General features: G+C 57.8%; 22 protein-coding genes. 7 read left to right on the forward strand and 15 right to left on the reverse strand.

Going from position 1 to position 25505, the window contains the following annotated elements:
- Positions 1-181 precede the first annotated feature (181 nt).
- The gene (gene metE, locus ABLU67_RS26140; RefSeq protein ID WP_025108395.1) at positions 182-2443 is read right to left on the reverse strand and encodes a 5-methyltetrahydropteroyltriglutamate--homocysteine S-methyltransferase; all 2262 of its coding nucleotides are present in this window, start codon (positions 2441-2443) and stop codon (positions 182-184) included.
- Positions 2444-2675: 232 nt separating this feature from the next.
- Here metE and metR point away from each other — a divergent pair, with 232 nt between their 5' ends.
- Positions 2676-3629, forward strand: coding sequence for an HTH-type transcriptional regulator MetR (gene metR / locus ABLU67_RS26145; RefSeq protein ID WP_004097578.1), 954 nt, complete (start codon positions 2676-2678; stop codon positions 3627-3629).
- Here metR and ABLU67_RS26150 read toward each other — a convergent pair.
- The 3 genes from ABLU67_RS26150 to pldB form a co-directional block, all read right to left on the reverse strand.
- Positions 3517-4416 carry a carboxylate/amino acid/amine transporter gene (locus tag ABLU67_RS26150; protein ID WP_025108396.1) on the reverse strand — a complete coding sequence of 300 codons (900 nt, stop codon included), beginning with the start codon at positions 4414-4416 and terminating at the stop codon, positions 3517-3519. The two genes, metR and ABLU67_RS26150, sit on opposite strands and share 113 nt — an antisense overlap.
- An 88-nt stretch (positions 4417-4504) precedes the next feature.
- Positions 4505-5305 (reverse strand): sugar/pyridoxal phosphate phosphatase YigL, encoded by an 801-nt coding sequence (gene yigL / locus ABLU67_RS26155; protein ID WP_025108397.1) that lies wholly within the window; start codon positions 5303-5305, stop codon positions 4505-4507.
- 43 nt (positions 5306-5348) lie between these two features.
- Positions 5349-6341, reverse strand: a complete 993-nt coding sequence (gene pldB, locus ABLU67_RS26160) for a lysophospholipase L2 (protein WP_004097574.1) — start codon at positions 6339-6341, stop codon at positions 5349-5351.
- A gap of 109 nt (positions 6342-6450) precedes the next feature.
- On the opposite strand from pldB, the gene rhtB reads away from it, so the two are divergent.
- Positions 6451-7071 (forward strand): homoserine/homoserine lactone efflux protein, encoded by a 621-nt coding sequence (gene rhtB, locus ABLU67_RS26165; protein WP_049084468.1) that lies wholly within the window; start codon positions 6451-6453, stop codon positions 7069-7071.
- A 162-nt stretch (positions 7072-7233) separates the two neighbouring features.
- A complete protein-coding gene (locus ABLU67_RS26170) occupies positions 7234-8142 on the forward strand; it encodes an Rpn family recombination-promoting nuclease/putative transposase (protein ID WP_032747368.1) in 909 nt (302 codons plus the stop codon).
- 41 nt (positions 8143-8183) lie between these two features.
- Here ABLU67_RS26170 and rhtC read toward each other — a convergent pair whose 3' ends face one another.
- The 3 genes from rhtC to pldA form a co-directional block, all read right to left on the reverse strand.
- Positions 8184-8807 carry a threonine export protein RhtC gene (gene rhtC, locus ABLU67_RS26175; RefSeq protein WP_004097571.1) on the reverse strand — a complete coding sequence of 208 codons (624 nt, stop codon included), beginning with the start codon at positions 8805-8807 and terminating at the stop codon, positions 8184-8186.
- A 61-nt stretch (positions 8808-8868) separates the two neighbouring features.
- Positions 8869-10695, reverse strand: a complete 1827-nt coding sequence (recQ, locus tag ABLU67_RS26180) for an ATP-dependent DNA helicase RecQ (protein WP_004097570.1) — start codon at positions 10693-10695, stop codon at positions 8869-8871.
- Between the two features lie 67 nt (positions 10696-10762).
- Entirely contained in the window at positions 10763-11635 is an 873-nt protein-coding gene (gene pldA / locus ABLU67_RS26185) for a phospholipase A (protein WP_004097569.1), read from the reverse strand.
- Between the two features lie 155 nt (positions 11636-11790).
- Between pldA and yigI the strand changes: the two genes are divergently transcribed.
- Both yigI and rarD read left to right on the forward strand, forming a co-directional pair.
- Complete coding sequence (yigI, locus tag ABLU67_RS26190; RefSeq protein ID WP_004097567.1) at positions 11791-12255, forward strand: acyl-CoA thioesterase YigI; 465 nt, start codon at positions 11791-11793, stop codon at positions 12253-12255.
- Between the two features lie 49 nt (positions 12256-12304).
- Positions 12305-13198, forward strand: a complete 894-nt coding sequence (gene rarD / locus ABLU67_RS26195; RefSeq protein WP_014227470.1) for an EamA family transporter RarD — start codon at positions 12305-12307, stop codon at positions 13196-13198.
- Positions 13199-13238: 40 nt separating this feature from the next.
- On the opposite strand, the gene corA is transcribed toward rarD, so the two are convergent.
- The 8 genes from corA to ABLU67_RS26235 form a co-directional block, all read right to left on the reverse strand.
- Complete coding sequence (gene corA / locus ABLU67_RS26200) at positions 13239-14189, reverse strand: magnesium/cobalt transporter CorA (RefSeq protein ID WP_004097564.1); 951 nt, start codon at positions 14187-14189, stop codon at positions 13239-13241.
- A 354-nt stretch (positions 14190-14543) separates the two neighbouring features.
- The gene (gene uvrD / locus ABLU67_RS26205) at positions 14544-16706 is read right to left on the reverse strand and encodes a DNA helicase II (RefSeq protein WP_064378206.1); all 2163 of its coding nucleotides are present in this window, start codon (positions 16704-16706) and stop codon (positions 14544-14546) included.
- 77 nt (positions 16707-16783) lie between these two features.
- A complete protein-coding gene (yigB, locus tag ABLU67_RS26210) occupies positions 16784-17500 on the reverse strand; it encodes a 5-amino-6-(5-phospho-D-ribitylamino)uracil phosphatase YigB (RefSeq protein ID WP_014227468.1) in 717 nt (238 codons plus the stop codon).
- Complete coding sequence (xerC, locus tag ABLU67_RS26215) at positions 17500-18402, reverse strand: tyrosine recombinase XerC (protein ID WP_048263609.1); 903 nt, start codon at positions 18400-18402, stop codon at positions 17500-17502. Before xerC ends, yigB begins: the two co-directional genes overlap by 1 nt.
- Complete coding sequence (locus ABLU67_RS26220; RefSeq protein ID WP_224266160.1) at positions 18399-19106, reverse strand: DUF484 domain-containing protein; 708 nt, start codon at positions 19104-19106, stop codon at positions 18399-18401. Before ABLU67_RS26220 ends, xerC begins: the two co-directional genes overlap by 4 nt.
- Positions 19103-19927 carry a diaminopimelate epimerase gene (gene dapF / locus ABLU67_RS26225; protein WP_004127458.1) on the reverse strand — a complete coding sequence of 275 codons (825 nt, stop codon included), beginning with the start codon at positions 19925-19927 and terminating at the stop codon, positions 19103-19105. Before dapF ends, ABLU67_RS26220 begins: the two co-directional genes overlap by 4 nt.
- A 25-nt stretch (positions 19928-19952) precedes the next feature.
- Entirely contained in the window at positions 19953-20156 is a 204-nt protein-coding gene (locus ABLU67_RS26230) for a lipoprotein (protein WP_009651708.1), read from the reverse strand.
- Positions 20157-20319: 163 nt separating this feature from the next.
- On the reverse strand, positions 20320-21780 hold the full coding sequence (locus tag ABLU67_RS26235; protein ID WP_009651706.1) for a PLP-dependent aminotransferase family protein: 1461 nt from the start codon (positions 21778-21780) through the stop codon (positions 20320-20322).
- A 132-nt stretch (positions 21781-21912) separates the two neighbouring features.
- Here ABLU67_RS26235 and ABLU67_RS26240 point away from each other — a divergent pair, with 132 nt between their 5' ends.
- Entirely contained in the window at positions 21913-23559 is a 1647-nt protein-coding gene (locus ABLU67_RS26240; RefSeq protein WP_049084467.1) for an amidohydrolase, read from the forward strand.
- Positions 23560-23763: 204 nt separating this feature from the next.
- Positions 23764-25440 (forward strand): MFS transporter, encoded by a 1677-nt coding sequence (locus ABLU67_RS26245; RefSeq protein ID WP_348852596.1) that lies wholly within the window; start codon positions 23764-23766, stop codon positions 25438-25440.
- The last annotated feature ends 65 nt before the right edge of the window (positions 25441-25505 follow it).

The following is a 25505-nucleotide window of genomic DNA, read 5'->3' on the forward strand; positions in this document are numbered from 1 at the left end:
GCTTCGGTTCAGGGAACGCTTAACTGTAGTCAAAGACATCCGTCCTGAGCAACAGCCGGGAGCGGGTGGACGTTATCCAGACGCTGCCGCTTCACGCCGAACAGTTCTTCACATTCGGTTTTGCCAGCGAAGAGAAGAAACCAAAAAAGGAGGCCGGGGCCTCCCACAAGTGTGATTTATATTACGCCTGGCGCAGGTTTTGCGCGGCCTTGACCATGTTGGCCAGCGCGGCGCGCGTTTCCGTCCAGCCGCGGGTTTTCAGGCCGCAGTCCGGGTTCACCCACAGGCGCTCTGCCGGGATACGCTGCGCGGCTTTTTCCAGCAGCCCTTCAATCCACTCCACGCTCGGCACGTTCGGGGAGTGAATGTCGTACACGCCCGGCCCGATTTCATTCGGGTAGTCGAACGCTTCGAACGACTCCAGCAGCTCCATATCAGAACGCGAGGTTTCGATGGTAATCACGTCCGCATCCAGCGCGGCGATGGAATCCATGATGTCGTTGAACTCGCAATAGCACATATGGGTGTGGATCTGCGTGTCGTCTTTCGCCACCGCGGCATTGATACGGAAAGCTTCCACCCCCCATGCCAGATACGCATCCCAGTCGCTACGCTTCAGCGGCAGGCCTTCCCGCAGGGCCGGTTCGTCGATCTGGATGATACCGATACCGGCGGCTTCCAGATCCGCCACTTCATCGCGCAGCGCGAGGGCTATCTGTTTCGCAATCGTTTCACGGCTGACGTCCTCACGCGGGAAGGACCAGCAAAGAATGGTCACCGGGCCGGTCAGCATGCCTTTTACCGGTTTGTCGGTCAGGGACTGAGCGTATTTTGCCCACTCGACGGTGATCGCCTCCGGGCGGCTGATATCGCCGATGACCACCGGCGGTTTGACGCAGCGGGAGCCGTAGCTCTGTACCCAGCCGTTCTGCGTGAAAATAAAGCCGTCCAGGTGTTCGCCGAAGTATTCCACCATATCGTTACGCTCGGCTTCACCGTGTACCAGCACGTCCAGCCCCAGTCGCTCCTGCTCAACGATCGCCTGCTTAATGTGTTCGGCGATGCCGGTGCGGTAGCGGTTAGCATCGAGATTGCCCTTTTTGAAGTCCAGGCGCAGGCCGCGGATCTCGGTGGTCTGGGGGAAGGAGCCGATGGTGGTGGTTGGCCAGGCCGGCAGCTTAAAGCGGGCGCGCTGCGCTTCGGCGCGAACTTCGTAGACGCTTTGACGCTGGCTGTCCTGAGCGGTAATGGCCGCCAGACGCTTCTCTACCGCAGCGTTGTGCACGCGGGTTGACTGGCGACGTGCCTGGATCGGCGCGCTCCAGTCAGCAATCGCCGCGGTGTCGCCGCTGTTCAGCGCATCGCGCAGCAGCGCCAGCTCCCGGCATTTTTGCAGGGCGAAGGCAAACCAGCTCTTCACTTCGGCATCGAGCCGCGTTTCCACGTTCAGATCGATCGGGCTGTGCAGCAGGGAGCAGGAAGAGGCTACCCACAGTTCACGTTTGCCGACGATATCTTTAACCTGCGCGTATTTCTCGCTCAGATCGGCGCGCCAGACGTTGCGGCCGTTGATCAGCCCCGCGGAGAGCAGCCAGTCGGCAGGCAGGCGCTTATGCAGTTCGGCGACATCGTCCTGGCCGTGGACCAGATCCACATGCAGGCCCTGTACCGGCAGTGCGGTAATGGTGTCGAGGTTATCGGTAATGCCTTCAAAGTAGGTAGTCAGCAGCAGCTTAAGCTGACCGCTAAGGGCCGCGTAAGCCGGTTTGAAGGCATCCAGCCACGCCTGCGGCAGCTCGAGCACCAGCGCCGGTTCATCAATCTGCACCCACTCAACGCCGCGTTTTGCCAGTTCAGTCAGCACCTGCTGGTAAACAGGCAGAATATCGTGCAGCAGGTTCAGGCGGTCGAACGGCTCGCCTTTCACCTTACCGAGCCACAGATAGGTGACTGGCCCAAGCAGGACGGGCTTCACTTTGTGGCCCAGCGCCAGCGCTTCGTCCACCTCATCCAACAGCTGGTTCCAGCTCAGTTTGAACTGCTGGCCCTTCACAAATTCCGGCACTATGTAGTGGTAGTTAGTGTTAAACCATTTGGTCATTTCCGCCGCCGCGGCCGGTTCGCCGGTCGGCGCGCGGCCGCGGCCTATGCGAAAAAGGGTATCGATATCAACGGAGCCGTCTTTGTTCTGATGACGAGCCGGCACGTTGCCAAGCCACAGGCTGGTGGTCAGAACATGGTCGTACCAGGCGAAATCGCCCACCGGTAGCAGGTCAATGCCCGCCTGCTTCTGCTGTTCCCAGTGGCGAGCGCGCAGTTCGCGGCCAACGGCCAGCAGTTCTTCGCGGCTGGTATTGCCCGCCCAGTAGCTTTCTTGCGCTTTCTTCAGCTCGCGGCGCAGGCCAATGCGAGGGAAACCGAGGGTGTGGTTAATAATTGTCATTTTTTGAGCCTCATAATTGCAATCCGAAAGATTTCGGATTTAGGGAAGGCGGCAAACTTGCTCATCCCCAGGAGCTTACTGAAGTAAGTGACGGGGGTGAGGAAGTGCAGCCAACGCTGCCATAAATTCGAAAGATAAAGGATTTAGACGTCCAGATGTTTACACATCCATAATTGGCAGTTACTGTATATTCCTCAAGCGCAAATTATTCATGCCGAAGTGAAGGACTTTCATGATCGAAATTAAACACCTGAAAACGCTCCAGGCGTTGCGGAATAGCGGCTCTCTGGCAGGCGCGGCGGCGGCCCTGCACCAGACCCAATCCGCCTTGTCCCACCAGTTCAGCGATCTGGAACAGCGCCTCGGCTTCCGTCTGTTTGTACGTAAAAGTCAGCCGCTGCGCTTTACGCCGCAGGGAGAGATCCTGCTGCAGCTGGCCAATCAGGTCCTGCCGCAAATCAGCCGCGCCCTGCAGGATTGCAATGAGCCGCAGCAAACCCGGCTGCGTATCGCCATCGAATGCCATAGCTGTATTCAGTGGCTCACGCCGGCGCTGGAGAGTTTCCGCGCCCGCTGGCCGCATGTGGAGGTGGACTTTCAGTCCGGGGTGATCTTCGACCCGCAGCCGGGCCTGCAGCAGGGCGAGCTGGATCTAGTGATGACCTCCGATATCCTGCCGCGCAGCGGACTGCACTATTCGCCAATGTTTGATTTCGAAGTACGCCTGGTGATGGCGCCGGATCATCCGCTGGCGACAAAGGCGCGCATCGCGCCCGAGGATTTAGCGACTGAAATGCTGCTGATTTATCCGGTCCAGCGCGCACGTCTGGATATCTGGCGTCACTTCCTGCAGCCTGCCGGGATTAGCCCGCAGCTGAAGAGCGTCGACAATACGCTGCTGTTAATTCAGATGGTGGCGGCGCGAATGGGCATCGCCGCCCTGCCGCACTGGGTCGTGGAAAGCTTTGAGCGCCAGGGCCTGGTGGTGACCAAAACCCTGGGCGAGGGACTGTGGAGCCGACTGTACGCCGCGGTGCGCGACGGCGAGCAGCGCCAGCCGGTTACCGAGGCGTTTATTCGCTCAGCGCGGAACCACGCTTGCGATCATTTACCGTTTGTGCGGAGTGCGGAGCGACCCAGCGTCGATGGACCCATAGCGAGGCCAGGATCACCAGAGCGCCAATAATAAAGCTCGGCCAGCGGGGCTGCGTCTGCCAGATGGCCAGGTTTACCAGCAGCCCGGCAGGCACGTGCATATTGTTCATGATGCCGAGCGTACCGGCATCCACCTGGGTGGCGCCGTAGTTCCACATAAAGTAACCAATCCCGGATGCCGCCACGCCAAGAAAGGCCAGGATGCCCCACTGTAGCGAAGTTTCCGGCATTTTCTGCGCGTTACCCAGCATCGACCAGGCAACCGCCGCCACCAGAAACGCCCCGATGTAGAACCAGGCGAAGGCGTTATGCTGCGGCATCGGACGCGTTTCCATCAGGCGCTTGTACCCCACCATGCCAATCGCGAAGCTGATATTGGAGAGTTGAACCAGGATCAAACCGGTCCAGAAATGGTTGGTCACCTGGTCATAACGGATGATGCCCGCGCCGATTACCGCCAGCAGCGCGCTGCAGGCGTAGCCCCAGCGCAGGCGACGGCGGCTCATCACATCGTAAATCAGCGTGATATAGAGCGGCGTCAGGACGGTAAACAGCAGAAGCTCCGATACCGTCAGGTACAGATAGGCCTGGAAACTCAGCATATACATAATGCCGAGCTGCATCGCCCCCACCAGCATATACAGGCCGATGGTTGACAGGCTCTGCCCGCGGGTGCGCAGGAAGGGCAAAAACACCAGCGCCGCCAGGCCAACGCGCGCCAGCACCGCAAAATAGCTGTCGACGTGGCCTGCCAGGTATTCGCCATACAGGCTAAAGGAAAAGGCCCACAGAATGGTGGTGATAATCAGTAGCGCCACAATGAATGTCTCATAGAGTAAAGAACACGCATTGTAGCGGAGTGATAGGTTGACGACTGCTCATTAATTAAACAATCGTCAATCTTTTTTAGTCAAGATAGAGTTTACGCAGGTAGTGGGGAACGGCGTCATCGACGTTGCTGCCGATCACTTCCAGCTCAGGATGCAGGTCTTTCAGCCGCTGGTGCGCGTTGGCCATAATGCAGCCCTTGCCCGCCATTGACAGCATTTCCGCATCGTTCATACCGTCGCCGAAGGCGATACACTCTTTCAGGCTATAGCCGAGCATTTTCGCCACGGCCTCCAGCGCATGCCCTTTAGACACGCCGCCCGCCATTACTTCGAGGCAGGTAACGGTAGAGAAGCTCACGTTCACCCGATCGCCCCAGCGGGCGTTGATCGCCTGCTCCAGCGGCAGCAGATGCTCATGCTTATCGCAGGTGAAAAAGACTTTGCTGATCCCTTCAGGATCCAGCTCACCCGGCTCGTACAGCTTGTAGTTAAACACCGCCTCTTTGAAGAAGCGCATCTCTTCCGGACGATGGCGATTCATATACCACTCATCTTCGCGATAGACGTTGGTCACAATCGCCGGATCGTTACGCATCATTTCGAACAGGTCGGCGGCGATATCGCGGTCAAGGTTGTGGGCGAAGATCTGCTTCCCTTCGCTATCGTGTACGCGAGCGCCGTTTGAGGTGATCATATAGGATTTAATGCCGAGATTATCGCGAATTTGCCCAACATCGATGTAGTGGCGGCCGGTCGCGAACACGAAGTTGATACCGCGTGCGGTAAGCAGCTTCAGCGTCTCTTTGGCGTAAGGAGTTAAGCAGTGATCGGGAGAAAGCAGCGTGCCATCTAAATCAGACGCAACAACCTGGTACATAAAAATTTTAACCTCTAAGCAGGGCGACGAGCGTTTCGCCGGATTAAGTGTGTCGACCAAAAAAATCGACGATAGCGTTTAGCGCGACCGAGCGCATTGCGTCCTTTTCAAAAAGGATCTCATGGTATGCCCCTTCTATGACAAACGGCTTATCCCCTTCACAGGGATGACCGCCAGCGGCGCGAAGTTCACAGTAGCGATCGTGCATACGGTTATCGACCACCCGCTCTTCTTCCGCCTGGAGCAATAATGTTGGCGTGACGTCTTTCTCCGCACCGGCCAGCACCTCTTCGCCGGCGAGGATCCCCTCGCGCACCCAGTGGAACGTCGGCCCGCCGACCCGCAGCTGCGGCTCATCGGCGTAAAAGCGCAGGTTGCGGCGATAGCGTTGACGGCTGTGCGTCAGTACGTTAACCGCAAAGGGCAGCGCCCGCCAGCGGCCGGTACCGAGGGCATACTCTTCACGAATGCGCTGATGGCCCTCAGCCCAATCGAGAATATGGCGCACCATCCAGTCAGGCAGGCGCATAACGATGCCGAACATCGGCGCACAGAGCGCCATCGCGTCGCAATGCTGGTGGTAGCGCTGCAAAAATAGCGTCGCAATGGCGCCGCCCATGGAGTGGGCCAGTATAAACCGTTTCCGCCAGCGTCCGGGCGCCACCTGCTGCTGCCAGAACGCGGCGAGATCGTCGACGTAATCGCTGAAATTAACGACGTGCCCGCGGTGGGTATCTGAAAGCATGCGTCCGGAGCGCCCCTGGCCGCGATGATCGATAATCATCACGTCAAAACCGCTGCGGAAAAGATCGTAAGCCAGTTCGGCGTACTTAACGTAGCTTTCAATGCGACCCGGACAAATAACCACGACCCGGTCATGACTTTTGGCGCAGAAGCGAACAAAGCGCACCGGAACGTTATCCACGCCCGTAAATTCAGCCTCTTCCCGCTGACGCCAGAAATCGGTCAGTGGCCCCATGGTAAAGGCCGCAAACGCGTTTTCTCGTGTTTCCCAGTCCTTTTGCTGCAAAAACATCGGGCTTACACCCCTGATAACCGCTGAAAATCGTTTTTTTATCGTGCATCACACAATGCTTACACAATAGCGTATTGTGGCATAAAAACAGACAATCAGGGAGTTTCTCATGACGTTCGAGTGGTGGTTTGCCTATCTGCTGACATCTCTTATTCTCAGCCTGTCGCCGGGATCCGGGGCGATAAATACCATGACCACCTCAATCAACCACGGTTATCGCGGCGCGGCGGCTTCTATTGCCGGGCTACAGACCGGGCTCGGCATTCATATCGTGCTGGTGGGCGTTGGCCTGGGTACGCTTTTTTCCCGTTCGCTGTTGGCCTTTGAAATCCTGAAATGGGCGGGCGCCGCTTATCTTATCTGGCTCGGCATTCAGCAGTGGCGAGCCGCGGGTTCTCTCGAGCTGAATACCCTTGCGCAAGCGCAGAGCCGCGGCAAACTCTTTAAGCGCGCGGTGTTCGTCAACCTGACCAACCCAAAAAGCATCGTGTTCCTCGCCGCGCTCTTCCCGCAGTTTATCGTACCGCACCAGCCCCAGGTGATGCAGTACCTCGTGCTCGGCGTCACCACCATCGTGGTCGATATTATCGTGATGATTGGCTACGCCACGCTGGCGCAGCGCATCGCCGCGTGGATCAAAGGGCCCAAACAGATGAAGGCGCTAAACAAGGTTTTTGGATCGCTGTTTATGCTGGTCGGCGCCCTGCTGGCCTCCGCGCGCCACGCCTGATGGATGGAAGCACGCTCGCAAATTATCGTTAGCTTTGCGGGTATAGCGACATCCTCAGCCGAGCAGGCGGGCAAAGAACAAAGATAATTTTTTTGCCCGCTGTTGAACTCGCAGCGCCAGTGCCAGAATGCCGCCAGATTCTCTTCTTCATGGACGAAAACGATGGCGGAAGCGGCAACCCCTCACGATGCGGTATTCAGAACTTTTCTCTCCCGTGTGGAAACCGCACGGGATTTTATCGAGATCCATCTGCCCCCCTCACTCATGCAAATTTGCAAACTGGATACCCTACGCCTTGAGTCAGGAAGCTTTATTGAAGATGATCTGCGCCCCTACTACAGCGATATCCTCTATTCTCTGGAAACGACCAGTGGTTGCGGCTATGTTCACGTTCTGATTGAACATCAAAGTTCGCCAGATAAATTAATGGCGTTTCGTTTAATGCGCTATGCCATCGCTGCTATGCAGCGGCACATAGAAGAAGGGCATAAAACGCTACCTCTGGTGATCCCGATTCTTTTTTATCAGGGACGGCGAAGCCCCTATCCCTGGTCGCTGGACTGGCTGGAGAACTTTGCCGATCCGGATACTGCGCGCCAGATTTACTCCACCGCCTTTCCGCTGGTGGACATCACCGTTATTCCCGATGACGAAATCATGGAGCACCGGAGTATGGCGGCCCTGACGCTGGTACAAAAGCATATATGGCAGCGCGATATGGCCGAGCTCGTCGACAAGCTCACCAGCCTGCTGTTGCTGGAACAGATGAGCAGACAACAAATTACCGTACTGATAAAATATATGGCCCAGGCGGGAGAAGAGCAGGATGTTCGGCCGCTATTATATGAGCTGGCACAGCGGGTGCCGCAACATGGAGGTGTACTGATGACTCTGGCAGAAAAGTGGCTTGAGGAAGGTATGCAGAAGGGCATTAAGGAAGGCATAAAAGAGGGCAAACGCGCTGCGCTTCTTAACGTCGCAAAGGCCATGCTCGAGCGGGGCATTGATACTACTGCGGTTATGGAAATGACCGGTCTGACGTCCGACGATTTGCAGCAGCTGCGTCATTAATATCCGGCCCGTCCATAACCCTTGGGCGGGCCGCAGAACGCTTAGCGCGAAATAATCAGGTGAATACCAAACCCGGCAAACAGAGTACCGGCAATGCCGTCTATCCACTTCGCCATCCGCTGATAGCCGCGGCGCATGCCCGGTAGGGCGAACAGGCTGGCGACCACCGTAAACCAGGCCAGCGTCTCCAGAACAATCAGCAGGAAAATCCCCCAGCGCGCGCCGGAACTGACGCTGTCGCCGACAAACAGCGAGAACACGGAGCCAAAATAGATAATCGCTTTTGGGTTAGCCAGATTGGTCAGCAGCCCTTTCAGGAAGCTCCGGCCGCTGCGCGCCAGTTCGACCTGAGGCTCTACCGCCGCTGCCGCTTCGCTTTTTTTCAGCGCGCCGCGCAGCATCTGGAAGCCCATCCAGCACAGATACAGACCGCCGCCGACCATAATAATGGTATGCAGCCAGGCCATCTTCTCGATAATCAGGTTCAGGCCGAGCAGCGCTACGCCCGCCCATACCATCACTCCGCAGGTGATCCCCAGCACGCCCATCATCGCCTCTTTGCGGGAGCGGCTAACGGCGGTTTGTGAAACAAAGAAGAAGTCCGGGCCAGGACTCATCAGCGCAATGATATGCACCAGCGCCACGGTGAAAAAAAGCGTCAACATAATTAACTCGCAGGGAAATAGTCAGGACGAAAACTATATTTACACTTTTTCGTCTGGCTGACTACTCATCATCGCCATCCACGTGCGCGCGAATCAGGGCCATAAACTCTTTACCAAAACGCTCGAGCTTACGCGTGCCAACGCCGTTGACGCTGAGCATCTCCCCGGCCGTCAGCGGCGTTTGCTCAGCCATTTCAATTAGCGTCGCATCGTTAAACACCACGTAGGGCGGGATATTCTCTTCGTCGGCAATCGCCTTACGCAGTTTGCGCAGCTTGGCGAACAGCTTGCGATCGTAATTACCGCCAAAGGATTTCTGCATCGCTTTCGGCTTCAGCGCCACAATACGCGGCACGGCAAGCTGTAGCGTCACGTCGCCGCGCAGGACCGGACGCGCGGCCTCGGTAAGCTGTAGCGCAGAGTGCTGGGCTATATTCTGCGTAACCAGGCCTAAATGAATAAGTTGACGGATCACGCTGACCCAATGCTCGTGGCTCTGTTCGCGCCCAATGCCGTAGACCGGCAGCTTGTCGTGCCCCATATCGCGAATACGCTGGTTATTGGCGCCGCGCAGCACTTCCACCACGTAGCCCATACCAAAGCGCTGATTGACGCGGTAAATCGTCGACAGCGCCTTACGCGCGTCCATTAAACCGTCGTACTGTTTCGGCGGATCGAGGCAGATATCGCAGTTGCCGCAGGGCTCCTGGCGCCCCTCGCCAAAGTAGTTGAGCAGCACCAGACGGCGGCAGGTTTGCGCTTCGGCAAAGGCCCCCATCGCGTTGAGCTTATGGCGTTCAATGTCCTGCAGCGGCCCGGCGGGTTTCTCCTCAAGGCAGCGTCGGAGCCACGCCATATCCGCCGGATCGTAAAACAGCATCGCCTCGGCAGGCAGCCCATCGCGCCCGGCGCGCCCGGTCTCCTGGTAATAGGATTCAATATTGCGGGGGATATCGAAATGCACCACAAAACGGACGTTCGGTTTGTTGATACCCATACCGAAGGCTACCGTCGCCACCACGATTTGCAGGTCGTCGCGCTGGAATTTCTCCTGCACGTCGGCGCGGATATGGTTTTCCAGCCCGGCGTGATAGGCCGCGGCGCTGATGCCGCGGCTTTGCAGGCGAGCGGCGGTGTCTTCCACTTTTGAGCGGCTATTGCAGTAGATAATGCCCGACTTACCGCGCTGATCCTGCACGTAGCGCATCAGCTGATCCAGCGGCTTAAACTTCTCCATCAGCATATAGCGGATGTTGGGTCGGTCGAAGCTGCTGACCTGAATGAGCGGGTCGTTTAGATCCAGCAGGCGAACAATGTCGCGACGCGTCGTGTCATCGGCGGTAGCGGTCAGCGCCATAAACGGGATTTGCGGTATCCGCTGGCGCAGCTGCCCTAACGCGGCGTATTCCGGACGGAAATCGTGCCCCCACTGGGAAATACAGTGCGCCTCGTCCACCGCCACCATCGACAGATTCCAGTGCGTAAGATGCTCAAGGAAGTTATCCAGCATCAGGCGCTCCGGGGCGATATACAGCAGGCGAATCTGCCCGCTGCGGCAGCCGGCCATCACCTCCTGCTGCTGCTCCCGGCTCTGGGTTGAGTTCAGGCACGCCGCCGCCACGCCGTTAGCCAGCAGCTGATCGACCTGGTCCTTCATCAAGGAAATAAGCGGCGACACCACGACGGTGAGACCGCCCAGTACCAGCGCCGGAACCTGATAACACAGCGACTTGCCGCCGCCGGTTGGCATCACCACCAGGCAATCGCGCCCGGCCAACGCCGTATCGATAATGGTTTCCTGGCCCGGGCGAAACTGCTGGTAGCCGAAGGTCTCTTGTAAAACCTGCTTAGCCAGCGATTCCTGATTCAATACTTCCGCCTGCGCCACGTTGACCCCATATGCCTGAAAAGAAAACAGGCGCTATTTTCAGCGCCTGAGAGCCAGAGTGCAACGATTAAAACAGATCGTTGAGCATCAGCCCGACGCCGACGCGGGTCTGATTGAAGTTATAATCGATGAGCGACTCGCCATAACCGCTATAGACCTGAGTATAGACGCGCACGTGTTTGGTGATCGGATAGCTCACCCCAAGCTCGGCGCCGCCGTAGCCGGTATTCCAGTTATATTGCCCCTGGGCGCTGAGGATGGCGTCGCCCAGCTGATAGCCCACTTTCAGCCGGTAATACCCCATATATTTGGTGATATCCGGATTATCGTCGGTGCTGCCAATCACGTACCAGGGCTTCACCTCAACCAGCCAGTTGCCGTTTTGCGCCATCAGCCGGGTATAGAGGCGGTTCCAGCTGCGGGAGGTGGGATCGGAACGGCCGTTAGAGTCGTGGTTATAACCCATCTCAACGTCGCGCAGCGTCCAGCCGGCGAACGAGTAATCGGTCGCAAACCCGAGGAACAGCTGCGGCTCATAGTTGGTTTCGCGAAACGGCGCGGACTCTTTGCTGTTGGAGAGCTGCCACCAGGATTTTTGCGTATAAGAAGCGCCCAGCAGCGAATTCTCACCGAGGATCCCTCGCCACAGCGGAAACGCCAGGCTGAGCTGGAACTTCACTTCATCTTTACGCGCATTTTCGGCCCAGTCGTAGCTACGAATCGCTTCTTTATTGAGATCGCTGGTCCACGTATAGAGCAGATAGTTGCTCTCGTAGGGATAGAGCAGGAACGGATTATCATGGTCCTGTAACAGGTTGGCGATAATGCTCCCGCGAACGACCGGAGCGTCGTGGACCTGTTTATTCACCGGCGCGTCCTGCGCCAGAACGCCGGCCGGAAGCGCAACAAGCGCCAGCAGGCAGGCCAAAGAGATACGCATTGCTGTTCTCCTGGATGGATATTTATTATTTCTGTTTAACCCAGGCAGCATTCTACCTATTTATGCGGCATCTGACCTGTTATCCGTTCTTAAAGTAGAAATCAATATTTTAGAAGCATAAAATCAACATTTCATTAACTTATGGAAGTGTTGTTATGTCTGAACTGACCGCCGCCGCCGCCCTGAAGCTGGTGGGAGAGATCTTCGTCTACCATATGCCGTTTAATCGTGCCTTAGGGCTGGAGCTGGAGCGCTATGAAAAGGAGTTTGCCCAGCTGAGTTTCAACAATCAGCCGATGATGGTGGGCAACTGGGCGCAGAGCATTTTACATGGCGGCGTGATCGCCTCAGCGCTGGACGTCGCTGCGGGGCTGGTATGCGTCGGCAGCACGCTGACTCGCCACGACACCATCAATGAAGAAGAGCTGCGCCAGCGCCTGTCGCGGATGGGCACTATCGATCTGCGCGTCGACTACCTGCGTCCGGGCCGCGGGGAACGCTTTACCGCCACCAGCAGCCTGCTGCGCGCCGGTAATAAAGTGGCGGTGGCCCGCGTCGAGCTGCATAACGAAGAGCAGGTGTATATCGCCAGCGCCACGGCGACGTATATGGTGGGTTGATCGGCCTAAATCGAGTAACATCTCTCTCTTTGGCAATGGATTTGTACCGATGGACGCTAAACAAACGCGGGTGGGGATTCTTCTGGCCCTGGCCGCCTATTTTATCTGGGGTATCGCGCCGGCGTACTTCAAGCTTATCTACTATGTTCCCGCCGATGAAATTCTGACTCACCGCGTGATCTGGTCCTTCTTCTTCATGGTCGCGCTGATCAGCATCAGCCGTCAGTGGCCACAGGTCAAAAGGCTGCTGAAAACGCCGAAAAAGGTGTTCCTGCTGGCGCTCTCTGCGGTGCTGGTGGGCGGCAACTGGCTGCTGTTTATCTGGGCGGTGAATAACCATCATATGCTGGAAGCCAGCCTGGGCTATTTTATCAATCCGCTGGTGAATATTCTGCTGGGGATGATCTTCCTCGGGGAGCGCTTTCGCCGGATGCAGTGGCTGGCGGTGCTGCTGGCCGCCTGCGGCGTGCTGGTACAGCTCTGGACCTTCGGCTCGCTGCCGATTATCGCGCTGGGCCTGGCGTTCAGCTTCGCTTTTTACGGCCTGCTGCGTAAAAAGATCGCCGTGGATGCGCAAACCGGGATGCTGTTTGAGACGCTCTGGCTGCTGCCGGTCGCCGCGATTTATCTGTTTGGTATTGCCGATAGCCCGACCAGCCACATGGGGCAGAATCCGTGGTCGCTGAACCTGCTGCTGATGGCGGCGGGCGTGGTCACCACCATCCCGCTGCTGTGCTTTACCGGCGCGGCGACGCGTCTGCGCCTCTCCACGCTGGGATTTTTCCAGTATATCGGCCCGACGCTGATGTTCCTGCTGGCGGTAACCTTCTACGGCGAAGTGCCGGGCGCGGATAAAATGGTAACCTTCGCCTTTATCTGGGTGGCGCTGGCGATTTTCGTGATGGATGCGGTTTACACAATACGCCGTACGCGTAGGGCATAAAGCCAAGCTGGTACGCAAAAAAGGAGCCGAAGCTCCTTTTTTACAGCCAGTTTTTACGCTTAAAGTACAGATACGGCGCCAGGCCGGCGAGCATCATAAAGACAATCGCGCCGGGATAGCCAAAGCTCCAGTGCAGCTCGGGCATAAACTCAAAGTTCATCCCATAGCTGGAAGCCACCAGCGTCGGCGGCAGGAACACCACGGAGACCACCGAGAAGATCTTGATGATGCGGTTCTGCTCAATGTTGATAAAACCCATCGCCGCCTGCATCAGGAAGTTAACCTTCTGGAACAGCGACTCGTTGTGCGGCAGCAGGGATTCGATGTCGCGCAGGATCTCCCGCGCCTGCTCCAGCTGACCGGCCGGAAGGCGGGCTTTGCGCACGAGGAAGTTCAGCGCGCGCTGGGTATCCATCAGACACAGGCGGACTTTCCATCCGATATCTTCCTGCTCCGCCAGCGTCGAGAGCGCCTCATCGTAATCATCGCCCTGACGACCTTCCATGATCACCCGGCTGAGCTTTTCCAGGTCGCTATAGATGTTTTCAATTTCATCCGCCAGCTGCTCGATTTTGGTTTCGAACAGGTCCAGCAGCAGCTCGTAAGCGTTGCCGTCCACCATCGACTGGCTGCGGGCGCGCATGCGATACAGGCGGAAAGCGGGCAGCTCCCGTTCGCGCAGGGTGAACAGACGCCCTTCGCGGATAGTAAACGCGACGGTAGAGTTACCGGCGTGATCCTCAGCATCTTCAAAAAAGAAAAATGAGTGGATATGCAGGCCGTCTTCATCCTCAAAGAAACGCGCTGACGCTTCGATGTCTTCCAGCTCCGGGCGCGTCGCCAGGTTCTGGCCCAATTCCGTTTGCACGCGGCTTCGTTCATCGTCGTCAGGCTCGACCAGATCGACCCACACCGAACTGGCGAGGTGCTTGATCTCGTCGGCTTCCAGACGCGTTAAACGATTGTTTTCCAGTTGAAATGCGCTCAGCATGACCGGGACTCCCAATGCAAAAAATTATCGGACAGTTCGGTGGGCACACAGAAACAATTTGGGTTTCAGACCATTAAGCCTGACTCAGAGCGACGGGAATAGAACGGGTCGCCGACAACCGCTAAGGCTATCAGCATAAGAGGATAGCCTTAGGAGTTGTTCCTGATGGGCAGGAAATTGAGCCAGCATCTACTGGGTGTGTCCAAGGCGAATGTCCTCTTAGCGTAATCGTGCGCGCATGTTACGCCAGCGCAAAAACGGCGTCAACACGCAACGGAACGCTAAAGAGCAAATCAAGCTCCTTAACGTATAAAGGTAGCAGAATATTACAAAATAATGATACTTTTCTTACTGTTACACTGTTTCAAGCCGGGCATACGCCGCGACCAGCCATTTAATCCCCTGCCCCTGAAACGCAACCTGCAGGCGGCTGTGTTCGCCGCTGCCTTCGAGGTTCACGATCGTGCCTTCGCCAAACTTGGCATGGCGCACGCGCTGGCCCAGCTTATAGCCGGTGTCGTTTTCCGCCATCGGCGTCCCCATCCGCTGATGGCTGACCGGACGGCTCACCGTGGCGCGCAGCCGCACCTCTTCCACGCACGACTCCGGCAGCTCGCCGATAAAACGCGACGGACGGTGATAAACCTCTTTGCCATACAGGCGACGGGTTTCCGCATAGGTCAGCGTGAGCTTCTGCATCGCACGGGTGACGCCGACGTAGGCCAGACGGCGTTCTTCTTCCAGGCGGCCGCCCTCATCAAGCGCCATCTGGCTCGGGAACATCCCCTCTTCCACGCCGACGATAAAGACCTGCGGGAACTCCAGCCCTTTCGCCGAGTGCAGGGTCATCAGCTGTACCGCATCCTGCCAGGTATCCGCCTGCCCTTCTCCCGCTTCCAGCGCCGCATGCGAGAGGAACGCCTGCAGCGGCATCAAATCTTCATCTTCTTCGTTGTAGCTGAACTGGCGCGTTGCCGTCACCAGCTCCTCTAAGTTTTCAATGCGCGTCTGGCCTTTCTCGCCTTTCTCCTGCTCGTACATCATGCGCAGGCCGGAGTCTTTAATCACCCGATCGGTCTGCACGTGCAGCGGCATATCGGCGGTTTCCTGCGCCAGGGCGTCAATGAGCTCCATAAAACGCTGCAGGGCGCTGGCGGCGCGTCCGGCAAGCACTTTATTTTTTAACAGCTCGCGACAGGCCTGCCACAGCGTCAGCTGACGGTCGCGCGAGGTCTGGCGCACCACGTCCAGCGTGCGATCGCCGATACCGCGCGTCGGGGTATTCACCACGCGCTCAAAGGCCGCGTCGTCATTACGATTGGCGATCAGGCGCAGATAGGAGAGCGCATCTTTGATCTCCTGGCGTTCGAAGAAGCGCATGCCGCCATAAATACGATACGGCATGCTGGCCTGCAGCAGCGCCTCTTCCAGCACGCGCGACTGGGCGTTGCTGCGATACAGAATCGCGCACTGCTCCAGCGCCCCGCCGTTTTCCTGCCAGGTTTTGATGCGGTTGACGACAAAGCGCGCCTCATCAAGATCGTTAAACGCGCAGTAGAGCGAAATCGGCTCGCCGTCGGCGCCGTCGGTCCACAGCTTTTTCCCCAGGCGCCCGCTGTTGTTTTCAATCAGGGCGTTGGCCGCGCTGAGGATATTGCTGGTCGAGCGATAGTTTTGCTCGAGGCGGATAGTTTCCGCGCCGGGGAAATCGTTGAGGAAGCGCTGGATGTTCTCCACCTGCGCGCCGCGCCAGCCGTAAATGGACTGATCGTCATCGCCGACGATCATCACCTTGCCGGTATCGCCCGCCAGCAGGCGGATCCACGCGTACTGAATGTTGTTTGTATCCTGAAATTCGTCCACCAGGATATTGGTAAAGCGCTCGCGGTAGTGCTGAAGAATGTGCGGCTTGTTGAGCCACAGCTCGTGGGCGCGGAGCAGCAGTTCGGCGAAATCCACCAGCCCCGCCCGATCGCAGGCCTCCTGGTAGGCCTGGTAAACCTTCTGCCAGGTCTGCTCAACCGGGTTACCGTAGCTCTGTATATGGTGTGGGCGCAGCCCTTCATCTTTCTGGCCGTTGATGTACCACATCGCCTGACGCGGCGGCCACTGCTTCTCATCGAGATTCATCGCCTTAATCAGACGCTTGAGCAGGCGCAGCTGGTCTTCGCTGTCGAGGATCTGGAAGTCCTGCGGCAGGTTGGCGTCAAGGTGATGAGCGCGCAGCAGCCGGTGCGCCAGCCCGTGGAAAGTACCGACCCACATACCGCCCTGGGTGGTACCCATCAGTTGGCCAATACGATGGCGCATTTCCGCCGCCGCTTTGTTGGTAAAGGTCACCGCCATAATGGAGTAAGGGGAACAGTGCTCAACGCTCAGCAGCCAGGCGATGCGGTGTACCAGTACGCGCGTCTTACCGCTGCCCGCGCCTGCCAGAACCAGCATGTTAGTACGTGATGCCGCAACGGCTTCACGCTGTTTGTCATTAAGGCTGTCGAGCAGATAAGAAACGTCCATTGGCACCGCCGGAAATGAGACGCCCGGCAACGTTCAGTCCACCGGGCTACTGTTAATTTATACAGAACTACTGACGATTATATCAGCGAGGTCAGAGATGCCAACCGTGAAATTTCGATGTGCGGTAACAGGCGGCTGTCGGCGGTGCGCATCAGGTCTGCGCCCTGCGGTTTGATCCAACAGGCCTGCATGCCGCAGCGAATGGAGCCCGCCACGTCGGTCGTCAGATCGTCCCCAACGTGCAGAATCTGCCCCAGCGGCAGCGCCAGCCGCTCGGCTGCGAGATGATACATATCGGCAAAAGGCTTAGAGCGCCCGTCCGGACCGGCGCGCAGCACGAAGCGGAAGTAGTCGCTCAGGCCAAAAAGCTCCGGCTGGGCATTCCCGTTGGTAATGGCCACCAGCGGCCACTTTTCCGCCAGCTGCGCCAGCGTATCGTGCGTCTCCTGCGGGACATCGATCAGGCTGCGCCAGTGGGCGAAGTTCGCCATCGCTTCCTCGGCCCCCGTTTTCGCCAGCGCTGCAGAAAGCCCGGCGTTGATCATCCCCAGCTCCAGCGCGCGGCGGCGCCACTCGGTGACATCGTGGTAAATTTCCGGCTCTGACGCCAGCAGCGTCTGGCGCAGCCGGTTGAGTTCGCTGGCGTCAAATTGACTCAGCGACGGGTGGTAGCTGCGCACAAAGCTCAGCGACTCATGCAGCGTTCGGTCAATCACCGGACGGTTGTCATAAAGGGTATCGTCCAGGTCAAATGTCAGTGCTGAAATCTGGCCCAGAGGTCGGTAAAAACGCATTATTTCCCCCGTTTGGCGCGCGGATGCGCCGCATCGTACACCGACGCAAGGTGTTGAAAATCAAGATGGGTATAAATTTGAGTGGTGGACAGATTCGCATGACCCAGCAGCTCCTGCACCCCGCGCAGATCGCCGCTCGACTCCAGCATATGGGTCGCGAAAGAGTGGCGCAGCTTATGCGGATGCACGTGGCTGTTGAGGCCCTGCTTAATGCCCCATTCGGCAAAGCGCTTTTGCACGTTACGCGCGGAAATTCGCTTACCCAGCTTTGACAAGAACAGGGCGTCTTCATCAGCGCCGAACAGGCCGCGCAGGTCGAGCCAGTGCTCAATCCACACCACCGCGTTGCGGCCAATCGGCAGGCGTCGCTCTTTGCTGCCTTTGCCCATCACCCACACCTCGCCGGATTCCAGATCGAGGTGCTTAATGTCGAGATTCACCAGCTCCGAGAGACGCAGTCCCGCGCCGTACATCACTTCCAGCATCGCCCTGTCGCGTACCGCCAGCGGATCGTTAAGATCGATATCCAGCAGTCGGTTAACGTCGTCGACGTCGATATTTTTCGGTAAATGGCGCGGTGTTTTCGGCGCCGAAATCCCCTTCGCCGGATTCGCGGCCAGTTCGCCCTGGCTCACCAGCCAGTCAAAGAAGCTGCGTAAGGCGGAGAGACGTAAAGCCAGGCTGGCTGGCCCCTGCCCCTGGCGACGGCTGCGCACCGCCAGGCTACGGACCTGGGCAGCATCGCACTGCTGCCAGCTTTTCAGCCCGGCGCTATCCGCCAGCGCGATAAGCGTCTCAAGCTGGCGGCGGTAGTTCAACAGCGTTATCGGGCTCAGCTGACGCTCCACGCCGAGATAGCGTAAAAAGCGTTCTACGGGCGTAAACAGCGGCGAGTCGGTCATGCGCGCTCGATCCAGCGCTCCAGCAACCCCGGGAGCATCGACGCAATTTCATGCAAAAGCTGCGTTCCCTGACCTTGCTGATAGTGCTGAGGGTCGCGACTGCTGAACAGCATCACGCCGGGCGCTTCATCTCCTCCCAGCAGCGACATCGCCACCGAACCCACGGCTTTTGCTTCCGGCAGCACCACCAGCAGTTCCGGGCCGTTTAATGGGCCAAGATAATGGCGCTGTTGCCCAAGACGCTGAATGCGAATCGGCTCAAACGCCTGACGGCTTATCGCCAGATGAGTGAATTTGGAGGGCGCGCCGAGCCGCCAGCTGTCGGGAAACAGGCGCACCGTGGCGCCCGCCAGGCCCAGCTCGCGCGCCCAGCGATGAAAGCGGTTCAGCATTTCATCAAGGCTATCGGCCGCCGCCAGCCGCGTCTGGAGATCAAACAGGCGCTGAAACAGGCTTTCGTTAGCCGTCGCCTGGGCCATCAGCAGCGTCATATTCTCTTCCAGCACGTTGATATGGTTCCGCGCCCGCGCCATATGCCATTCCACCAGCGAGACCGAACCACGTACCGGATGCGGCACCGACATATGCTCCACCAGCGCCGCATTACGAATAAAGAATTCAGGATTTTGCAACAGATAGTCCACCACTGCGCGATCGTTCAGCTCGCTGGCGAGTTCCTGCTGTTCTTCCCCGACTTGTTTCATAAATGAATAAATCCGTCATAGACATGTGCCGCCGGGCCAGTCATATACAGCGGTTGGCCCGGACCTTTCCAGGCGATATCAAGACGCCCGCCGGGTAATTCCACGCGGACCTCCTCGCCCAGTAACCCCTGCTGGATACCGACTGCCGCCGCCGCGCAGGCGCCGCTACCGCAGGCCTGCGTTTCACCCGCGCCGCGTTCATACACGCGCAGGCGAATATGGGAGCGGCTGACCACCTGCATAAAGCCGATGTTCGCCCGCTCCGGGAAGCGCTCGTGGTTTTCCATCACCGGGCCGAGCGTTTCCACCGTCGCGGTTTCCACATCATCGACCTGAATAACGCAGTGCGGGTTGCCCATCGACACCACGCCGCATAATACTGTCTGTTCAGCGGCGCGCATGATATAGGTCTTTTCCGCTTTGTTGGCGCGGAACGGCACCTGCGACGGTTCGAAGTTTGGCTCACCCATATTCACGCGCACCAGATCGTCTTCCGTTACGCTTAATACCATACGGCCGTTCGAGGTACTGACGCGGATGTCACGTTTATTGGTCAGGCCTTTCAGGCGCACAAAGCGGGCGAAACAGCGCGCGCCGTTGCCGCATTGCGCCACCTCGCTACCGTCGGCATTGAAGATGCGATAGTGGAAGTCGAGCTCCGGATCGTAGGGCGGCTCAACCACCAGCAGCTGATCGAAGCCCACGCCAAGATGCCGATCCGCCAGACGACGAATCAGTTCCGGTGAGAAAAAAACATTCTGAGTTACCGCGTCAACAACCATAAAGTCATTGCCAAGGCCATGCATTTTAGAGAACTGCATCATCTACTCCAGCAGCGCGGAACTGTCAGTAATTCACCTGGGTCGGACCACCGCTATCACCGCGATCGTTACGATCCGGCGTAGAGCTCTGGATACCGCTATCAACCGGTTTAGTCGGCGGAGGCGCCGTTTTATCCGCTGGCGGGAAATAGAGCGGCCCTTTCAGACCACAGCCGGTGAGGCTGAGGACCGCAAATAAAACGGCAAGCGCTGGGAAAACGTTTTTCATGGATAGTAGCCCGTAATTCATTCTTTCTGTTTTCTATCATCGCAGGAGAAGACGTAAAAGCAAGCGTTTAGGGCAGCTTTATGACATCTGAAAAGCGGCTTTCCACCAGGGTTACAGCGCAAACGCGTTGGTAGAGATACGCTGAGTATTCATTTTAGCAGGGTCACTGCCAGCATTTTTTTAGCACCTGTATCGACTGCACAATATCCGCTTCCATCACGCCGGCAAATCCCAGCACCACCCCGTAATGATGGCGGCTTTCAGGCGTACCGGGGATCCACAATGCGCTCAGCGGCGTAATTTCCACGCCTGCCGCCTGGGCCTGGCTAACGAGACGGGTTTCTGTTTCAGCATCATCCAGCGTAATCGCCGCATGTAGCCCCGAGGCCACTTCCGGCATCACGCCAATATGGCTCAGATGCTGATTCCACTCGGCCAGCAGCAGATCGCGACGACTTTTACTGATTCTGCGCATTCGCCGGATATGGGGCTGGAAATGCCCCTCCGAAATAAAGCTCGCCATCACCTGCTGGTCGTTCATTGGCGGCTGGCGGGTGGATAGCGTACGCAGCAGGTTCAGCGGTTCCACCAGCTGTTGCGGAACCACCATGTAGCCCAGGCGTAGCGCGGGATACATCACTTTGGAAAACGAACCGATATAAATCACCCGATGGCGGTTATCCAGCGCGGCGAGCGGCATCAGCGGCGTGCCGTTATAGCGATACTCGCCGTCGTAATCATCCTCCATAATCCACGCCTGATGCTTTCTGGCCCACTCCAGCAGCGTCATCCGCCGCGATAGCGAGAGCGTCGCGCCCGTCGGGTACTGACATGACGGGCTCACGTAGACCATCCGGGCGTCGGGATAATCCGTCAACTGCGCCGTCTGAAGCCCCTCATCATCAACGTTAATCGCTTTAATATTCAAACCAAGGCAGGAGAATACGCCCGCCGCCGCCCAGTGGCAGGGGTTTTCCATAATGACGTCCTGCCCGGCGCGCAGCAGCAGCGCTGAACAGAGCATAATCGCCTGTTGTGCGCCAAGGGTAATAATCACCTGAGCCGGATCGCACTTCAGGCCGCGCGAGGTATGCAGATAGCTGGCGATAAGCTCGCGCAGCTGTAAATCGCCCGCCGGAACGCCGTAACCCATTTGCGCAATAGGTCGCCGCCGCCAGAAGCGGTTTTGCAGGCGCGACCAGGTGTCAAACGGGAAATGGTCAATCGCGGGCATGCCGATGCGAAAAGCCTTCGGCGGGCCATCGTGCACAAAATGGCGATTAAACCGCGCCGTCAGCGGCAGGCGCGAGTCGACGCGTAAGGCAGGAATTTCAGGGACGTCGGGGCCTTCGTCAACCTCCTGCCCGCGATAACGTATATAGGTGCCGTCGCCCTGTCGGGTTTCAATCAAATCATCGGCATATAAACGCTCGTAGACCGAGACCACCGTATTGCGAGAAACCCCCAGCAGCCGCGCCAGCTCACGCGTCGCGGGTAGTTTAGCCCCGTGAAGACCGGGCGTATTCACCATCTTCTCTCTCAGGGCGCGATAAAGCTGCTCGCTACGCTTTCTGCCAGCATCCAGCTTTATACCCGTTAAATCAAAAGGCAGAGCAACCGACAAATTGGCACCTTAATATCGTGGGTTTTTGGTCCTGTTATACATCCAATATGACAATTAGCATAGGCGCATTAATACTCATGATGAAAGCGACGCCTTTCATCGCTCTCTGAACCCTGAATGATTGAGCCTACTATGTCAGCATCAGAAATCACGATTTTTGCCGCCAAAAAAATCATTACGATGTGCCCGAACCGCCCGGAGACCACCCATGTCGCGGTGCGCGGCGACCGTATTTTAGGCACCGGCACGCTTGAAGAACTCACCGGCTTTGGCGAATACCTGCTGGACGAGACCTTTGCCGATAAAGTGTTAATGCCCGGCCTGATTGAAGCCCACTCGCACGTCACCGGCGGCGGTATGTGGCAATTCCCCTATGTGGGTTACTACGATCGCCCGGACCATACCGGTAAAGTCTGGAAAGGCTGCCGCTCTTTTGACGACGTCGTCAGCGCGCTGCAGGCGGTGGAACGTGAGATGACCGATCCGCACGCGCCGCTGATCGCATGGGGCGTTGATCCCATTTATTTCGGCAGCGAAAAGCTGGGGCGCGAACACCTGGACCGCGTCTCAACCACCCGTCCGGTCGCGGTTATCCATATGAGCATCCACCTGATGGGCGCCAATACCGCCGCGCTGCACGACTGCGGAATATTTGACGATTGCCAGATTGAAGGCGTGGTGAAAAATCAGGACGGTACGCTGCACGGCGAGCTGGTGGAGTTCGCCGCCATGGGGCCAATCCTGAATAAATATGGTTTCTGGGACGAACTCACCACCGAAATCGCCATCGCCAATTTCGGCCAGGAAGCGTTTCGCGCAGGCTGCACCAGCGCAGCCGATATGGGTCTGACCGATTTCAGCAATCCCGAGCTGATGACCAACTACATCCGCATGACCCGTGAAGAGGACTTCCCGATTCGTCTGCTGGTGGCCTACGGTCCTCCTTTCGTCAAAAAACCCTTCCAGGAAGCGCTGGATTTCGCCCCGGACGTCATGCGTCACGGGCACGAAAAAATGCACTTCGGCCCGATGAAAATCTTCCTCGACGGCTCTATCCAGGGTGGGTCAGGACGGATGCTGGAGCCCTTCTATTATCTGGATGGCCACAACGGCGCGTGGAACGCCACGCCGGAAGAGGTGGAGCAGCAGGTCTACGACATCATGTCCCGCGGCTACCAGGTTCACTGCCACTGTAACGGCGACGAGGCCTCGGAAGCGTTCATTAAAGCCGTCGAGAAAACCCTGAATCGTATTCCGGCAGTGAACCACCGCGCGGTGATGCAGCACGCGCAGATGCTGCGTGAAGATCAGTTCAAACGCATCAAAGAGATGGGCATGGGCGTGAACTTTTTCAGCAACCACGTCTATTACTGGGGCGATCAGCACTACAGCAAAACCATGGGCCCGGAGCGCGCAATGCGTATGGACGCCTGCGGCAGCGCGGTGCGCCACGGTATTCCTTTCGCCTTCCACAGCGATTGCGGCATCACCCCCATCAACCCGCTGTTCACCGGCTGGTGCGCGGTGAACCGCCTGACGGCATCCGGGCGCGTACTGGGCGAAGCGGAAAAAATCTCCGTCGATCAAGCGCTGCACGCGATGACCCTCGGCGCGGCATGGACCATGAAAATGGATCATCTGATCGGCAGCATCGAATGCGGTAAATATGCCGACTTCACCGTGCTGGAAGACGATCCGCAGGCCATCGAGCCGGTTCAGCTTAAAGATGTGAAGGTATGGGGCACCGTGCTGGGCGGTAAGAAACAGCAAATCCAGTAATCCTGTTGCGAACATTATCCACCCGGCGGCGGCGTCGGGCGGATAGCTATTGCACAAAATCATTCACATTGCATCAAGGCGGCACCTGAGAGAATCCCCGGTCACTTATTACAGTAAGCGACCGGGGTGAACGCAGGCAGCCAGCACAGAGGCAGCTTGAAGGATGATGTGTAGATTGCCTGAAATTAACCACAGAACACGATCATGACGACAAATTCAGTAATTAACTCTCCCGGCATGTCGCGCAACGCGGCCGCCGATACGGCGATGAAATGGTTGCCGCTGCTGGTGCTGTGCCTCGCTCAGCTCTCGACATCCGGCGATAATGCCACGCTGAGCATCGCTACCGGCGCGCTGGTCAAAGACCTGCACGCCTCAATGGATCTCATCAGCATCGCCAACGCGATGTATTCGCTGGCCGCAGGCTCTCTGATGGTCGCCGCCGGGATGGCCGGGCTTATCGTCGGCTGGAAGAAAACCTTCCGCATCGGCTGCGCGCTGCTATTTCTTGCCGAGCTGACCGCTTATTTCTCACCGAACATGCTGGTCTTCACCTACGGCGCCCGTCTGCTTTCCGGTATTGGCGGAAGCTTTATGATCCCTTCGGTGCTGGGGCTTATCGCCAGTAACTATAAAGGCCGCCAGCAGGCGATCGCCTTTGGCGCTATCGGCGCGGCAAGCGGCGTCTCCTTCGCCGCCGGCCCGCTGATTTGCGGCCTGCTGGTTGACCACCTCGGCTGGCGTGCGGCGTTTGCCGCTATCGCCGGCCTGTGCATCGTGATCTTCAGCGGCTCTTTCCTCGTCCCTACGCCGGCAAAACCTGAACGCAAAGTGGTGTTCGATCTGCCGGGCGTCGTCCTGACGGTTATCGGCCTGTTCAGTGTGATCCTCGGCTTCCTGAAAGTCTCAAGCTGGGGTCTGTTTACGCCGTTTAACGCGCCGTTCACCGTCATGGGTCTTAGCCCGGCGCCGTTCCTCGTCCTGTTTGGCCTGATCGTGCTGGCAATTATGCTGAAGTGGGAGCTCCATCGCGAAGCCACCACCGGCAGCGCGCTGATCCCGCTGTCGTTCCTCGCAACGCCGCAGGTGCGTAACGGTCTCTATCTGACGGCGTTTATCTTCCTTGCCTACGGTTCCGGTATTTTTGTGACCGTGAGCTTTGTACAGGTGGTTGCCGGGCTGAACGGTATTGAAACCGGCTTGCTCATTCTGCCGTTTGCGCTGGGCGTCGTGGTCTTTTCGCTGGGGCTGCCGATCGTCTGGAAAAACGCGAATCCGAAACGGATGTGCCAGAGCGCGCTGCTCATCGGCACGCTGGGCTCCGTGTTGTGCATCTTCGGCTTCGGCCCGTCCGATTTCAGCATGATCGTGCCGGTAGGGATGTGTCTGATTGGCATCAGTATGGGCATCGTTTCCGCCTATTCCAGCTATATTGTTACCAGCGCCCTGCCGGCGCGCGATGCGCAGCAGTCCGGCGGCGTGCAGGCGACTTCGCGTAACGTCGGCCAGGCAATCGGCGTGGCGGTTTGCGGTATGGTGATGCTAACGGCGGTCACCATGACGGTACAGGATATGGCCAGCCACGACGCTTCGCTAAGCCAGGATACACAGCAGAAGGTGGCAAATCTTTCCGTTATTCCTTATCTCAGCGATACGGGTTTCTCAACGCTGATGCTGGACCAGGGCGTGAATCAGAAGGATGTAACGGAACTCAACCAGGTCTATAAAACCGCCCGCCTGAAAGCCACGCGAGCGGGTATGGTCGCCACCGCGGTCATGACGCTGCTGTTTTTATTCGGGACGCGCAATCTTCCCGTCCGCGCCAGGGGTTCTGATGACGCAGCAGGAGAAGAGCCGCGTGCGAAGAAGTCGAAAATCTGAGTTAAGATCGAAAGATAACTAACAATAACGCGCCCCTCCCGCGAGGAAGGGCGCGTTTTGTCGTT

Source organism: Klebsiella sp. GN_Kp190 (genome assembly GCF_040061795.1).
GTDB lineage: Bacteria > Pseudomonadota > Gammaproteobacteria > Enterobacterales > Enterobacteriaceae > Klebsiella > Klebsiella michiganensis.